The sequence below is a fragment of the Reyranella sp. genome, from assembly GCF_004297265.1.
In the GTDB taxonomy this organism is placed as follows: Bacteria; Pseudomonadota; Alphaproteobacteria; order Reyranellales; family Reyranellaceae; genus Reyranella.
On record NZ_SCUT01000048.1, the window covers coordinates 1 to 14,315 of the forward strand.

General features: G+C 66.3%; 14 protein-coding genes and 1 pseudogene. 3 read left to right on the forward strand and 12 right to left on the reverse strand.

The features are described from left to right. The 4 genes and pseudogenes from EPO41_RS20565 to EPO41_RS20580 all read right to left on the reverse strand — a co-directional run. A pseudogene (locus tag EPO41_RS20565) lies at positions 1 to 209 on the reverse strand (lytic murein transglycosylase); the annotation flags it as partial. A 77-nt stretch (positions 210 to 286) separates the two neighbouring features. Beyond that, complete coding sequence (locus EPO41_RS20570) at positions 287 to 607, reverse strand: Atu4866 domain-containing protein (protein ID WP_296328968.1); 321 nt, start codon at positions 605 to 607, stop codon at positions 287 to 289. Then, entirely contained in the window at positions 604 to 1,032 is a 429-nt protein-coding gene (locus EPO41_RS20575; RefSeq protein WP_296329346.1) for a carboxymuconolactone decarboxylase family protein, read from the reverse strand. The genes EPO41_RS20570 and EPO41_RS20575 overlap by 4 nt, the downstream gene beginning before the upstream one ends. Positions 1,033 to 1,079: 47 nt before the next feature. Beyond that, a complete protein-coding gene (locus tag EPO41_RS20580; protein WP_296328971.1) occupies positions 1,080 to 1,805 on the reverse strand; it encodes an SDR family oxidoreductase in 726 nt (241 codons plus the stop codon). Positions 1,806 to 1,914: 109 nt separating this feature from the next. On the opposite strand from EPO41_RS20580, the gene EPO41_RS20585 reads away from it, so the two are divergent. The 3 genes from EPO41_RS20585 (at position 1,915) to msrA (ending at position 3,843) form a co-directional block, all read left to right on the forward strand. Next, positions 1,915 to 2,805 (forward strand): LysR family transcriptional regulator, encoded by an 891-nt coding sequence (locus EPO41_RS20585; protein ID WP_296328974.1) that lies wholly within the window; start codon positions 1,915 to 1,917, stop codon positions 2,803 to 2,805. Between the two features lie 73 nt (positions 2,806 to 2,878). Continuing rightward, entirely contained in the window at positions 2,879 to 3,328 is a 450-nt protein-coding gene (msrB, locus tag EPO41_RS20590) for a peptide-methionine (R)-S-oxide reductase MsrB (RefSeq protein WP_295139376.1), read from the forward strand. Further along, positions 3,325 to 3,843, forward strand: a complete 519-nt coding sequence (gene msrA / locus EPO41_RS20595; protein WP_296328977.1) for a peptide-methionine (S)-S-oxide reductase MsrA — start codon at positions 3,325 to 3,327, stop codon at positions 3,841 to 3,843. Before msrB ends, msrA begins: the two co-directional genes overlap by 4 nt. A gap of 58 nt (positions 3,844 to 3,901) precedes the next feature. On the opposite strand, the gene EPO41_RS20600 is transcribed toward msrA, so the two are convergent. The 8 genes from EPO41_RS20600 to EPO41_RS20630 form a co-directional block, all read right to left on the reverse strand. Next, the gene (locus EPO41_RS20600; RefSeq protein ID WP_296328980.1) at positions 3,902 to 6,322 is read right to left on the reverse strand and encodes a TonB-dependent receptor; all 2,421 of its coding nucleotides are present in this window, start codon (positions 6,320 to 6,322) and stop codon (positions 3,902 to 3,904) included. A 212-nt stretch (positions 6,323 to 6,534) separates the two neighbouring features. Beyond that, positions 6,535 to 7,533 (reverse strand): FecR domain-containing protein, encoded by a 999-nt coding sequence (locus EPO41_RS20605; protein WP_296328982.1) that lies wholly within the window; start codon positions 7,531 to 7,533, stop codon positions 6,535 to 6,537. A gap of 41 nt (positions 7,534 to 7,574) precedes the next feature. Next, entirely contained in the window at positions 7,575 to 8,087 is a 513-nt protein-coding gene (locus EPO41_RS20610; protein WP_296328985.1) for an RNA polymerase sigma factor, read from the reverse strand. A gap of 154 nt (positions 8,088 to 8,241) precedes the next feature. After that, positions 8,242 to 8,421: an ATP-binding protein gene (locus tag EPO41_RS29775; RefSeq protein WP_363247242.1), complete on the reverse strand. Its 180-nt coding sequence runs from the start codon at positions 8,419 to 8,421 to the stop codon at positions 8,242 to 8,244. Between the two features lie 280 nt (positions 8,422 to 8,701). Continuing rightward, a complete protein-coding gene (locus EPO41_RS20615; protein WP_296328988.1) occupies positions 8,702 to 9,265 on the reverse strand; it encodes a cytochrome b/b6 domain-containing protein in 564 nt (187 codons plus the stop codon). Next, a complete protein-coding gene (locus tag EPO41_RS20620) occupies positions 9,262 to 10,314 on the reverse strand; it encodes a catalase family peroxidase (protein WP_296328989.1) in 1,053 nt (350 codons plus the stop codon). The genes EPO41_RS20615 and EPO41_RS20620 overlap by 4 nt, the downstream gene beginning before the upstream one ends. A 74-nt stretch (positions 10,315 to 10,388) precedes the next feature. Beyond that, entirely contained in the window at positions 10,389 to 12,002 is a 1,614-nt protein-coding gene (locus EPO41_RS20625) for a Na+/H+ antiporter (protein ID WP_296328994.1), read from the reverse strand. 13 nt (positions 12,003 to 12,015) lie between these two features. Then, complete coding sequence (locus EPO41_RS20630; protein WP_296328997.1) at positions 12,016 to 14,310, reverse strand: FdhF/YdeP family oxidoreductase; 2,295 nt, start codon at positions 14,308 to 14,310, stop codon at positions 12,016 to 12,018. Positions 14,311 to 14,315: the final 5 nt, after the last annotated feature.

A 14,315-nucleotide genomic window follows, 5' to 3' on the forward strand; every position in this document is an offset into this window, starting at 1 on the left:
GGCTGGTTGCGCGCCTGCTCCATCACTTTCGGCACTTCGCGGATGTCGGCCAATGCAGCGTCGAGCGTCGCGCGATCGACGCCGGCCCGCAGCGCTTCCTGTCGTATGCCGTCCAGCCATGCCGCCGGAAATCTCGCGCCGGATTCCTGGGCGAGGACCGGAAAAGGCGCGAGGGCGGCGCCGGCACAGAGCAGTCTGCGAGTGATCATGAGCGTCCCTGGTTATTGGAGCCCTCTAACGGGCGCCAATATCATGTGCCGGTCAATCTTGCAGACACTATGGCGGCTCACTTGCGGCGATGAAGAATCATTCCGCCGTGATGGAGCGTATCGATGTCCACGAAGATGCCGTCGGCCGTGAAGCCGGTGTCGTCCCAGTATTCGATCCGGGTTCCGCTGACTTCGTATCGCCCGCGATAGGCGCTCTCGCGGGTGCCGCGCGCTTCGTCATAGCGATTGCCGGGCAACAGGTTGTGCCGGACGTATCCGTCGGCCGTCACCCACAGGCCGACATAGGGATGGGTCGTCATTTCGGCATGGCCTCCGGTCGCGAGGATGAAGGGGCTGCCGATGGCCAGCGCCAACGTCAGGAAGCGTATGGCCCTCATTGCGGCCCCCTCGCATTCCGGCGCTCGGCGAAGAGCTCCGAGAGGACCTGTGAGGCCGCGATGGCGCGCGAGATGCCGGCGGGGACGGTGATCATGTAGATGACCTCCTTCAGCTCCTCCTCGGAAACGCCGATGTTGAGCGCGTAGCCGGCGTGGACTTTCATGAAAGGCAGCTGCCCCGTCGCCGCGAAGGCCGCCACCGCTGCGAGCTGGCGCGTGCGGCTGTCGAGGCCCGGCCGCGACCAGACATCGCCCAGCGCATAGGCCTCGGTTGCCTCCGCGAGGAAGGGGAACTCCTGACGCATGCGCTCCAGCGCCGGCTGCGGCTGGCCGCGGTTGAGGTCGCGGATCACGGCGTCGCCGCGCTTCAATCGATCATCGACGGTCTGGGCAAGGACGGGCACCCCCATCGCGGCAATGAACATCGCCGCGACGGGGCCGAGCGTTGAATGCAGGGTCATGGTTCCGCTCCTCATGCGGCCGCTACAGGACGAACGACGATCTCGTTCACGTCGACATCGGCGGGTTGGTCGATGGCGAAGCGGACAGCCCGGGCGATCGCGTCCGGCTTGAGGGCAATCGTGCGATAGATCTTCATCGCTTCGGCGGCGGCCGGATCGGTGATGGTGCTGGCCAGCTCGCTTTCGACGACGCCGGGATGGATGCAGGTGACGCGGATCTTGTCGTTCTCCATCCGCAGCCCGTCCGAGATCGCGCGCACCGCATACTTGGTCGCGCAATAAACGGCGGCCGCCGGGAAAACCTGCAGTGCACCGATCGAGGCGATGTTGATCACGTGTCCCGAGCCGCGCGCCGTCATTTCCGGCAGCACGGCGGCAATGCCGTAGAGCACACCCTTGATGTTCACGTCGACCATGCGCTCCCACTCCTCGACCTTCATCGCGGCCATGGCGGAGAGCGGCATGAGGCCGGCGTTGTTGACGATGACATCCACCCTTCCCCAGGCCGCACGCGCGGCATCGGCGAAGGCGTCGACGCTCTTTCGGTCGGTGACGTCGAGCGGGCAGACGCGCGCCGTCCCGCCGGCCGCCACCAACTCGGTGGCGAGTGCCTCCAGACGGCCAACGCGCCGCGCGCCCAGCATGACCTTGGCCCCTGCGGCCGCGAGCTCCCGGGCGATGCCGGCGCCAATGCCGCTGGAGGCGCCGGTGACGAGTGCGACTTTATCGAGAGACATGATCGGGTCCTTTTCGTTTGCGAGCGGTGCGCTCGCTCGGAACATGGGCCCAGGCCATTGTCATGATAAGACGACAATCCCTTACCGCAGTGGAAAGGAATATTAATCAATGGACCTCGATCTCAACGCGTTATCCGTTTTCGCCCTCGTGGCCGAGGAGCGCAGTTTCAGGGCGGCGGCCGACCGGCTGGGCGTGACCCGCTCGGCCGTCAGCCAGACGATCCAGCGACTCGAGGGCAGCCTCGGAATCGCGCTGGTCCTGCGCACGACCCGGAGCGTCAGCCTGACGGAGGCCGGCGACCGGCTGCACGCGGAGATCGCGCCGGCGGTGGCAGAGATGCGCGCCGCCCTGGAGAAGACCGCCGCCCTGCAGGGCCGGCCGCGCGGCTGCCTGCGGCTCGCCGTTTCCTCGATCGCCGAGCACTTCCTCGCGGGACCGTTTCTGGCGGGCTTCGCCGAAGCCAATCCCGAGGTCGATCTCGACATCACGGTCACCGACGACGCAGTCGACATCGTGGCCGAAGGCTACGACGCTGGCGTTCGCCTGGGCGAAGTGATCGAGCAGGACATGATCGCCGTGCCGGTGGCGGGCGAAGAACGTCAGCTGGCGGTCTGCGCTCCCGCCTATCGCCGCCGCTTCGGCGTGCCGCGACATCCCGCCGACCTCACATCGCATACCTGCATCGGTTGGCGCCCTTCCCCCAAGGCCGCGCCCTACCGCTGGGAATTTGCCGAGGGCGACAAGGAGTTCAGTGTCGCCGTCGCCCCCCGGTTTGCCACCAACGACATGGCGCTGATGATCAAGCTCGCGGTCGCCGGCGCCGGCATCACCTTCGGCATGGAGGAGAGCTTTCGCGCGTCGTTCGCGCGCGGAGAACTCGAGCCGATCCTCGAGGATTTCTGCCCCAGCTTCGCCGGCTTCTACCTCTACTACCCAAGCCGCAGGAACGTCGCCCCGAAGCTGCGCGTTCTGGTCGACTACGTGCAACAGCGGAGGTGATTCCCGCCCCCTGACACAAGACCATCGGCTCCCTATATTCACAGACTTCCGACAGGTGTGACCAGGAGCAGATATGCAGACGTACAAGAAGACTCCCGAGGCCGTCGCAAACCTTTCTCCGGAGCAGTTCTACGTGACGCAGCAGAGCGGCACCGAGCGCCCCGGCACCGGCGCCCTGCTCCACAACAAGGAGCCTGGCATCTATGTCGACATCGTCTCGGGCGAGCCGCTCTTCGCCTCGTCCGACAAGTACGAATCGGGGTGCGGCTGGCCTAGTTTCACCAAGCCGATCGAGCCCGCCAATGTCGCCGAACTGCAGGACGGCTCGCACGGCATGATGCGCATCGAGGTGCGCTCGAAGCATGGCGACAGCCATCTCGGTCATGTGTTTCCGGACGGCCCGCGCGACCGCGGCGGGTTGCGTTACTGCATCAATTCGGCCTCGCTCCGCTTCGTGCATCGCAAGGACATGGAGGCGGCAGGCTATGGCGCCTATCTAGACCAGGTGGAGGACGTGAAATGAGCCAGGAACGCGCTGTTCTTGCCGGTGGCTGCTTCTGGGGCATGCAGGACCTGATCCGTCGCATGCCCGGTGTCGTGTCGACCCGGGTCGGCTACACCGGCGGCCACGTGTCGAATGCGACCTATCGCAACCATGATGGCCATGCCGAGGCGATCGAGATCATCTTCGACCCGGCGAAGTTGAGCTTCCGCTCCCTGCTGGAGTTCTTCTTCCAGATCCACGATCCCTCGACGATGAACCGCCAGGGCAACGACCGCGGCACCTCCTACCGCTCGGCGATCTTCTACACGAGCGACGAGCAGCGCCGCGTCGCCGAGGACACGATCGCCGACGTCGACGCCTCCGGTCTGTGGCCCGGCAAGGTCGTCACCGAGGTCACACCCGTCTCCGACTTCTGGGAAGCCGAGCCCGAGCACCAGGATTACCTGGAGCGCATCCCCAACGGCTATACCTGCCACTTCGTCCGGCCCGGCTGGAAGCTGCCGGTCCGCGCAAAGGCCGGTCAGGCGGCTTAGACAGCGGGCTTCGCCTCTCAATTCACGTAGGGAGCGCGAGGCGACCGCTCTTTCAGCTTCAGAAGTCCGCCGTCAGCGATAGGCGGAACGTGCGCGGCTGACCCAGCATGAGGCCAACGACGCTGGTCCCTCCCAGCCAGTAATTCGCGTCGAGCAGGTTCTCGACGTTGAAACGAGCGACCAGCAGCTTGCCCTTGGCTCCCGGATTCTCGAACGTGTAACGCCCGCCGATATCAAAACGGGTCCACGCCGGGAGAATGCGGCGCGGCCAGGTCGTGTCGACGTATTGCGAGCCTGTATAAATGACCCGACCGTCTACTGTCAGACCGGGTGCGAACGGGAGGTCCCATTCGGCGGAGAGATTGAGATTGACCTGCGGCACCAACGGCGCGACCCAACCGTCGGTCAAACCGTCCTGAGTCTTGGTCAGGACCGGATTGAGAAACATTGCTCCACCCAGCATGCGGACGCCCTTGATTGGCTCCCCGAAGACATTCAGTTCGAGTCCCTGATTGCGCTGTTCGCCGCCTACGAACATCGTATTGGCTGCGAGATTCACGAGCGCGAAAGGCCGCGAAATCTGGAAAATGCTTGCGGTCGTGGTGAACTTGCCCCAGTCGACCTTGATGCCGACCTCGTACTGCGTCGACTTGAAGGGCGGGAATATCTCGTCGGCATTGGTGAACCCGACCGGCACCACGAATCCTTGCTGCAGGCCCTGGATCCAGTTGCCGTAGATGGACACATTCTCCCAAGGTTTGAACACCAGCGCCACCGAAGGGCTCAACGCACTCTGGTCATAGCTCGATGTCTGCGCCCCTGTGGTGGAATCGAAATTGGCTGCAGTCACTCTCTGCAAGCGGGCGCCGACCGTGAGCTGGACGCGCTTTTCGGCGGCAGACACCGTGTCGGCGAAGCCCAGGCTGGATCTGCCTTGAGTCGAACTCTTGGTCGCGGCGGGGATGGCCAAATCAGGTCGCGCATACCGAATCGGATTGTAGATGTTCGTGTCCAACGGAGCGCCGCCGCCCCATCCGAATGAAGTTTCCCTGGAGAGAGTCGTGGCAGTGACGGCCAGTTCGTGATTCAAGGGACCGGTGTTGAAGAGTGCCCGGATGCCCGCTTCGGCAGTCAACGCCGTCCACTGTTCGCTGAAGCTTTCAACTCCACCGGTTGCGGCAGCGCCGTTGAAGTTCGTGACGGTCACACGGTAGTCGTCAAGTCCGGTGGCGCGATAGTCGTGAGCGCCGAAGGCCGCGTAAGCCGTGATGCGTTCCGTCAGATCGACTTCGCCCCGGACGACGCCGAACAGATCGTTGCGTTCTTGGTAACTCCAGGGTTGGCCTTGGTTCGTGCGAGCGTTCGGCGCCCAGGGCAACGGAATGCCGTCCGCCAAACCGAGCTGGGGAATCACGCCGCCGATATATTGATACTGGTAGCCGAAATCGGCCGAGAGCCGGACGCGCTCCCCGCGGAAATCCAGACCGAGGACTCCAAGCCCTCGCTTGTCGGTAGTTTCCTCAATCGCGGTTTGGCCGGCTCTGAAAACGCCATTGACCCGAATTCCGAACTGCTTGTCGGCACCGAAGCGACGGCCGACATCGGCATGGCCGCCGAATTGTGTCGCAGAGTTGTAGCTGGCCGATAACTGCGTGAGCGGTTCAGCTGGCGCACGCTTGGGCACGACATTGATCGTTCCACCGATGCCGCCCAACGGTGGCATGCCATTCAACATGACGCTCGGCCCCTTCAGCACCTCCACCCGCTCGGCCAGCTCCGCCATGATCGAGGAAAGCGGAAGCATGCCATAGAGGCCGCCATAGCTGATCTCCTGGTTGTTCACGTCGAACCCCCGGATCGTGACACCCTCTGCAGCAAACCCGCCGGCCGGATTCGTAACGCGCACCGACGGATCGTCGACCAGCACATCCCGGACGGTCGTCGCCTGCTGGTCCTGCGCCTTCTTCGCCGTGTAGTTCGTCTGGTTGAACGGCGTGTTCATCACGTCGCGATTGCCCAGCAACCCGAGTTGGCCGCCGGTTGCCACCTGCCCGCCCGCATAGACCGGCGGTAGATTGTCGATCATGGCCTGCGACGGCACCGCAAACACGCCCTGCACCTGCACGGGATCGAGCGTAATTGCTCCGGATGCAGCGCCGCTCGAGCGGATCTGGATGGATGAACTGCCAGTGAACTGAAACGCGAGCCTGGTGCCGGCGAGCAACTGCTGGAGAGCCTGATCGACGGTCATCGAGCCGCGCACGGCGGCGCTCGTCCGACCGGCGACGGCGGCCGGATCGACGGCGACCTGCAGTCCGGCCTGCCGTCCGAACGTCATCAGAGCCGATGCCAGTGGCTGGGACGCAATGTCGAACGCAACGCTGGGCGGCGCCTGGGCTTCGTCGATCGCAGGCGCTTCCTGGGATCGCGCCGGGCTGCCCACGCCCGCCAGCAAGGCGGCACAAATGCCCAGGGTCATGCTTGCACGTTGACAGGTCGCTACCTTCCGGCGACTCGATGACACCACTACGCTTGTCGGCACGCTCGCCCCCCCCCAAACCGTGCCGGCGGGATCACGGGTCGTTCCTCCACGGACGATCTCGATTCGATCGACCGACAGACGGGACGCACGTCCCCTCCGGTTTTCAACGGCGGGAGCAAAGAAAATCGAGTCGAGCCGACGGGCTTCGGTCAGCGCGCGGAAATCACCGCGAGGTAGGACGACATCTCGGTCACCTTGCCGTAGCGAAGCCCCACGACCGTCCGAAGCGCTTCCTCGGGATGCTGGAGGTCGACGGTCGCCGTCACCAGCTGCTCGGCGATGCGGCTGTCGGCAAAAACGACGACGGCCTTCGTGTGACGCGCGATCTGCTCAACCACCTGGCGGATGGGCACGTCGTAGACGACCAGACGACGCTCGCGCCAGGCAGCGACATCGTCTGCCGCGACATCGCCCAGGGCTATGCTGCCGGCGCGCGACAGCCGCACCTGCTGGCCTGCCGTGAGGTCGGCGATCGTTCCCCTCGCCTGCTCGCTGACATTCACCGAACCCGAACGAACGGCGACCGCCACGTTCGCATCCGACAGGCCAACGCTGAAGGCCGTGCCCGTGACACGCACGGAGACGTTCTCGGCCTTCACGACGAACGGGCGCGCGCGCGACGGCGTCACCTCGAAGTACCCCTGCCCCGACAGCAGGGTGACCGTCCTCTGGGTCCCCGTGTACTCCACCGAGATCGCCGTCTGTGCATCGAGAGCGATGCGACTCCCGTCGTCGAGCACGATGTCCCGCAGCTCCGCGACGCCCGTCTGATGATCGGCGGCCAACCAAAGCTGCACTCTCGGGACCGTGATGAAAGCGAGCGAGGCCGCGATCGCAAGCCCGGCCGCCAGCACCCAGCGCTTCCTGCCCGTCGCCGCAACCCGGCCGGAGGCGGTCTCGGTCCGCTGCCGGTTCACCCTGAGCGCACCGACCCGTTCGGCCTGTCCCCACAGAGAGGCCATCTCTTCGTAGGCACCCCGATGGCGGGCGTCGCGGGCCAGCCAGTCGTCGAACTCGGCGTGCAACCGCTCGTCGCCGGGTGACTCCTGGAGTTGCATCAGCCATTCGACGGCCTGTCCCCGGATGGGCTGCCCCTCGTTCTGGTCCAGGGTCAATGCCGGTTCCTCATGCGTGCGGGCGGGTGCCATGGACAGTGACGTTGTCGCGCCGGGTATTTCAACGGCCGGAGTCACGCTTCGGGACCTTTGATCCGCATCGCGCAGAACAACATGGCTTGCTTCACCAGCGTATGGACCCGAGCCACCGAGACATCCAGGATATCGGCGATTTCCTGCAAGGTTCGCTTTTCATAGCGATATAGGATCAACGCCCGCTGGGTACGTTCCGGCAGCTCGGACAGGACCGCATCGAACGCACGGAGCTCGTCGCGATAGTAGAGGACCCGCTCGGCCGAGGGCGCATCGCTGGGAAAGGCCTCTATCACCTCCGTCTCGCCCGGGTGGATCAGGTTGCTCGACGACCGCCGAAGCCAGTCCCGCGCCAGGTTCCGGACGATCGAATAGAGGTAGCTCGTCGGATGGGCGATTTGCGTGGCCTGCGTAGCCGGAGAGGAAAACCGCAGCCAGGCCTCCTGAACCAGATCCTCCGCGCTTGCACGGTCGCGCACGATGCTGTCGGCGTACTTCAGCAGGTCGGCACGATGCGCCAGGTAGAGGGCAAGCGAAGGATCCGCCGGGGTCAAACGAACCTCAAGTGATAATCATTCGCGATCCCTCTACAGAGCGTTTTCGAGGATGGCAAGACGCCGTGGACCCCCTTCGCGCTGAAGAATCTTTACTGAGCGAGATAAAATCGCACTGGGCACCAGCAGAGACCTAACGCGCAGGAGGCTGCGGTTAGGCTCGAGGCACGACCAGAGGGATGCTCAGTTCAACGGCAAAGCAATTGCCGTTGGCGATCCTTGCGTCGCCGCAGAGGTTGCGGAGCAGTCGCCTCACGATCGCCAGGCCCAGACCGGCGCCCGCGCTGCTTTGAACCCTCTTGTGGAACCGCTCGAAGAGGCGTTCTGCCGTCACCGGCGCAACCGACTCGCCTTCGTCGCCCGCGCCAGGGCCAGGGCCAGGGCCAGGGCCAGCAGTTGATCCACGACATGCCTCATCGCTTCCATGTGTCGCGAGATCGCGTCCCAATCCGGGGCCTGCTGATTTCGCGCGTTCTGCAGACGGCGGTTCAATATGGCAAGTAGCGTCCTCAGCTCGTGGGAGGCGTCGGCGGTGAAGCACCGTTCCATGGCATATGCGTCTGTGCTACCGCGGCGCCGTCGAAGTGTGGCCGCACCTTCAGTGGGAACTTGCCCTACCGTTCGGCCGTCGGCTTGGCGGGCAGCGGCGACATCGCCTCGAACACGCCGTCGCGGCGGACCAGCGCATGGAACAGCGCCGCCGCGACATGGAGCAGGATCAGCGCGAAGAAGGCGAAGGCCAGCCAGCGGTGCGCGGCCCACAGCAGCGTGTGCAGCGAGTCGGACTGCGGCAGGATCGGCGGGAGCCGGACATTGCCGAACAGAACGACCGGATAGGCAGCCGCCGACAACATCGCCCAGCCCAGCAGCGGCATGACGATCATCAACCCATAGAGCGCCCAGTGCGAGAGGACCGCGCCGAGCCGCATCAGGGGCGGCAGGTCGGCCGGCAGAGGCGGTGCACCGAGCGTGAGGCGCAGGATGAGGCGCACGAGCACGAGGGCGAAGAGCGCCACGCCCAGGGTCTTGTGCGTGGCGACCAGCGGGACATAGGCCGGCGCTACGGTCGAGAGCATGGCCACGCCGATGAACAGCATCGCCACGATGCCGGCTGCCATCGTCCAGTGAAGCAGGCGCTGAGCGCCGGAGAAACGAGCATGGAACATGGCGCGGCTCATGGCTTGGCACTCCTGGCGGCCGACGTGCGGGGATAATCCTTCGCCTCGGAGGTGCGCAGGTCGTAGGACCGGGCATAGGCGGACGAGCGTGCGGCGGGGAACGGATCGTCGGATACGCTGACGCCGCGGGGCAGGATGGTGGGGTCGAAGTTGATGTCTCGGCAGGGACCGTCCGGCTCGGCGATGACCTTGTTCACCACGAGCGTACCGACCTCGATCGTGCGCCGTCCCTGCGGCCAGGCCTTGGTGGGATCGGCGGTGTTGTCACCGGGTTCCGCGACGGTCACCGTCATGGTCCAGCGCTGCGGCGCGCCGGCGACCCTCTGTGCGATCTCCTGCTCGAGATAGTTCGGCCCCTTCTTGGTGAGTTCCTCCGGCGTGATCGGCACCGGCGTCGCCGCCGGCCGAAGCGACCAGCGGACAGCGCGGGTCGTTCCGGCCGCGTCGGTGAACAGGAAGGAGTTGAGGCTGTTGAACGGATCCTCCGCATAGCTCGAGGTCCAGGGCGCGCTCCCGGCCCAGCCGGCGAAGGCCATGAACTCCGGATGGCGGCCGATGAAAGCCTTCATGGCCTCCGGTCCCTTGGGCGCCGACTCGAGCAGGTCGTAGAATGCCTGTGGTGTCGAGACCGCGAAGACCGGCGCGTCGATCATCGCGCTGCGCCAGACATCGCCATCCGGCGTCGTGATCTGAAGTCCCATGCCGCGGACGCGCACGGTCGCATCCGCGGCGTTGGGATTGGGCGTCGCGAGATTGAATCGGCCGAGCACCGGCCAGGCGCCGGCCGTGAAGACCTTCGCCTTCGATAGCGCCACACCGTTGCCGTTGGACTGGAACTCGCCGGTGAAGCAGATGCCCTTGGCATGGTTGCGCCGATGCCCAAGCGCCGGACCGCCCGGCGGCGCCAGCGCTGCCACGAGCCGGGCGGGCGTGAGTCGCTCAGGCGACAGCCAGCCCGCCGTGTAGGCGAAGGCAGCCGCACTCCCCCCCGCGACCAGGGCGATGACGGCCAGCGGTACGAGGGGGCTGCGAGAGGATGATCGAGACATGGAGAACACCTTCCATCGTGGGAGTGGAGTATGGCCGGCGCAACGGGCGCCGCCCTCTCAAGAGCGCGTGAGCCTCAGGCGCCCGCGATGCGCGCCTCGACGAGATCGACCTCGCGCACGAGTTTGCGCGCCGCCTCGTCGGACAGGTGGCCGCTGCGCGTGAGCTGGAGCAGACGCTCGCGTTCCGCCCGCATGCCGATCAGCTCCAGCTCCCGCTCGAGGGCCTCGATGCGACGCGCGAGGTCTCCCTCGGCGCCCGACCGCGAGAGCGCGTCGATGCGCTGGCGATAGGGCGCCATGGCGCGCGCCGCCGCTTCCGCACCCAGATCCGCGTCGCCGGGCTTGGTCGCCAATCCGCCTTGGGCACGGGCGATGGCGGCCAGGGCGGCTTCGCCGGCGGCGACGCGAGCGGCATCTTCCGCCGCTTCCTCGCCCGGCTCCGGCGCGAAGTCGAGGCGACGCAGCAGGCCGGGCAGGATGAGTGTCGCCGCGACCAGTGAAGCGATGATGACTCCTGCCGCGAGAAACACCGCCAGATCGCGCGCCGGGAACGAACTGCCGTCGGCCAGCATGAACGGCAGGGAGAGCACGCCGGCCAGGGTGACGGTGCCGCGGACGCCTGCGACCGTGAGCGCCGCGACCAGCCGCCAGCTCGCTTGCCGGCCGAGTGCCACGCGGACCAGCACCCACACCCAGGCGAAACGCAGCGCGGCCACACCGAAAGTGATCGCGGCGACGTAGAAGAGCAGCCAGCAGACTTGGGCATGGCCTGCCTCATGCACCACCTCGGCGGCGCCGCTGGCGATCCGGGGCAATTGCTCGCCCAACAGGATGAAGATGACGCCGCTGGCCCCGAACTGGATGGTCTCCCACACGGCGCTGCGCCGCACGCGGGTCTCCGCAAGCGCCCCGCCGCCCTGTTCGACATGGCTCATGGTGATGCCGGCGGCTACGGCGGCAAGGATGCCCGAGGCGCCTGCCATGTCGGCGAGGAAATAGGCTCCGAAAGGGATCAGCAGGCTGATCAGGATCTGGGCGCCGACATCCTCGCCGTAGCGGCGCGACACCCAGTTCTTCACCTGCGCAGCCACGATGGTCACCGCCAGTCCGGCTGCCAACCCGCCGGCCGACACCCATACGAAGCTGCCGACGGCGTCGGTCAACGAGAAGGTGCCGGTCAGCGTTGCGGCCACTGCAAAGCGCAGGCAGACAAGACCCGACGCATCGTTGAGCAACGCCTCGCCCTCCAGGAGCCGCATCAGCCGCTTCGGCACGGGCACACGCGCGGCGATGGCCTTCACCGCAACCGGATCGGTCGGCGAGATCACCGCTGCGAGCGCGAAGGCCACGGCGAGCGGCATGGCGGGAATCATCCAGTGGATCAGCAGCCCCAGCCCGAGCACGGTGAAGACGACCAGACCGAGCGCGAGCGCCAGGATCATTCCCTTGTCCCGCAACAGGCTGGCTTTGGGCAGCCGCCAGCCGTCGAAGAACAGAAGCGGCGGCAGGAACAGTACGAAGAAGACCTGCGGATCCAGCTTGACGCCGAGATTGGCGACCGCGGCGATGAACACGCCGAGGGCGATCTGGACGAGCGGCACCGGCACCGGCAACGGGAGCATGCGGGCGCAGGCGCCGCTCACCACCACGGCCGACAGCAGGATCAGGACGATCTCGAGCGGTGCCATTGGCTCGCCTCCCTCAGGCAGCGCCCGCCGCCGCGCGAACCAGCCGCACGGGGATGCCCTTGTAGGAGGGCGTGAAGCTCATCGGGTCGTGGGCATCCAGCGCCACCAGCGGATTGGTCTCCGGATAGTAGGCCGCGCAGCTGCCCTCGGGGAACGCGTAGGCCACGAGCTGGTAGCCGCGCACGCGCCGCTCGATGCCGTCGCCGTTCACGGCGACGATGTCGACGCGATCCCCGGGCTCGAACCCGAGCCTTTCGATTTCGGTCGCGCCGAGGAAGACGACGTCGCGCTGGCCGTAGACGCCGCGATAGCGGTCCGACATCGAATAGAGCGTCGTATTGTACTGGTCGTGGCTGCGCACGCTGGTCAGCCACAGCACGTCATTGTACTTCTGCACCGGGTCTTCCTGGATGCCGTCGTAGATCAGGAAGTTCGCCTTGCCGGATGCGGTGTTCCAGATCCGCTCGCGGGCCGTCGACACGAGATGGAAGCCGCCGGGCACGCGGATGCGCGCGTTGTAGTCCTTGAAGATCGGGAACACGTTCTCGATCGCGTCGCGAATGAGGTCATAGTCGCCGACCAGTTCCTCCCACGGCACGACCGAGCGGGCACCGAGCGTCGCTCGGGCGATACCGGCCACGATGGCGGGCTCGCTCTTCAGATGGTCCGAGGCGGGCGCGTTCAGACCGAGCGAGGCGTGCACCATCGACATCGAATCCTCGACGGTGATGGACTGCGGGCCGGTCGCCTGGACGTCGAGCTCGGTGCGCCCGAGGCAGGGCAGGATCAGCGCTTCGCGGCCGCGCACCAGGTGACTGCGGTTGAGCTTGGTCGAGACGTGGACACTGAGATCGAGCTGGCGGAAGGCGTCGCGCGTCACCTGCCAGTCGGGCATCGCCGCCACGATGTTGCCGCCCATGCCGAAGAAGACCCGCACCTCGCCGCGCGCCATCGCCTGGAGCGCCGTGACGACGTTGTGGCCCGGCGCCGATGGCGGCGTGAAGCCGAACCGCTCGCCGAGACGCGCGAGGAAATCGGCCGCCGGGATCTCGGTGATGCCGACCGTGCGGTCGCCCTGCACGTTCGAATGGCCGCGCACCGGGCAAAGACCCGCCCCTTCCCGGCCCATGTTGCCCCTCAGCAGGCAGAGGTTGGCGAGCTGCTGCACCGCCCTGGCGCCGTGGCGATGCTGGGTGATGCCCATGCCATAGACGACGATGGCGCGCCCGGCCTTCATGTAGGCCCGCGCGGCTTCCTCGATCTCCGAACGGACGAGGCCGGACTGCCGCTCGAGCGACGCCCAGTCCGCCGCCTTCAGGTCGGCGATCAGCGCGTCGATGCCCACCGTGTGCTCGTGGATGAAATCCCAGTCGAGTACGGCGGCACTGCCTGCGCCCCGTGCGCTTTCGTCGGCCTCGACCAGGACCTTCATCAGGCCCTTGATCACCGCGACGTCGCCGCCGACCCGCACCTGGTAGAGGCGCGAACTGATCGGCGTCGAGCCGAGCGTCACCATCTCGACCGGATCCTGCGGCGCCTGGAAGCGTTCGAGGGCCCGCTCACGGAACGGGTTGAACGACATGATGGTGGCGCCGCGCCGCGAGGCGTTGCGCAGGCTGGTCATCATGCGCGGGCTGTTGGTGCCGGGATTCTGGCCGAAGATGAAGATGCAGTCGGTCTTGTCGAAATCCTCCAGCAGGACCGTCCCCTTGCCGACACCGATCGACAGCGGCAGGCCGACACTGGTCGCCTCGTGGCACATGTTCGAGCAGTCGGGGAAATTGTTGGTGCCGAATTCGCGCACGAAGAGCTGGTAGAGGAAGGCCGCCTCGTTGGAGGTGCGGCCCGAGGTGTAGAACTCGGCCATGTTCGGATCGGGCAGCGCCGCCAGGTGCCGGCCGACCGTCGCGAAGGCTTCGTCCCAGCTCACTGGCACATAGCGGTCGCTCGCCGCGTCATAGGCCATGGGGTGCGTCAGCCGGCCGGCCATCTCGAGCTGGTAGTCGCTCCATCCCTCGAGTTCCGAAACGGTGTGCTCCGCGAAGAACTCCGGCGTGCAGCGCTCCGCGGTCGATTCCCAGGCGACTGCCTTGCCGCCATTCTCGCAGAACTCGAACGAGGACGTATGCTTGGGATCGGGCCAGGCACAGCCCGGGCAGTCGAAGCCCATCGGCTGGTTCATGCGCAGGAGCGTCTTCGATCCCTTGATCGTGATGCCCTGCTCGACGAGATGCTCGCCCAGCGCCTTCAGGGCGCCCCATCCACCGGCGGGCTGCTTGTAGGGGCGAATGCGCCTGGTCTCGGCCATGATCC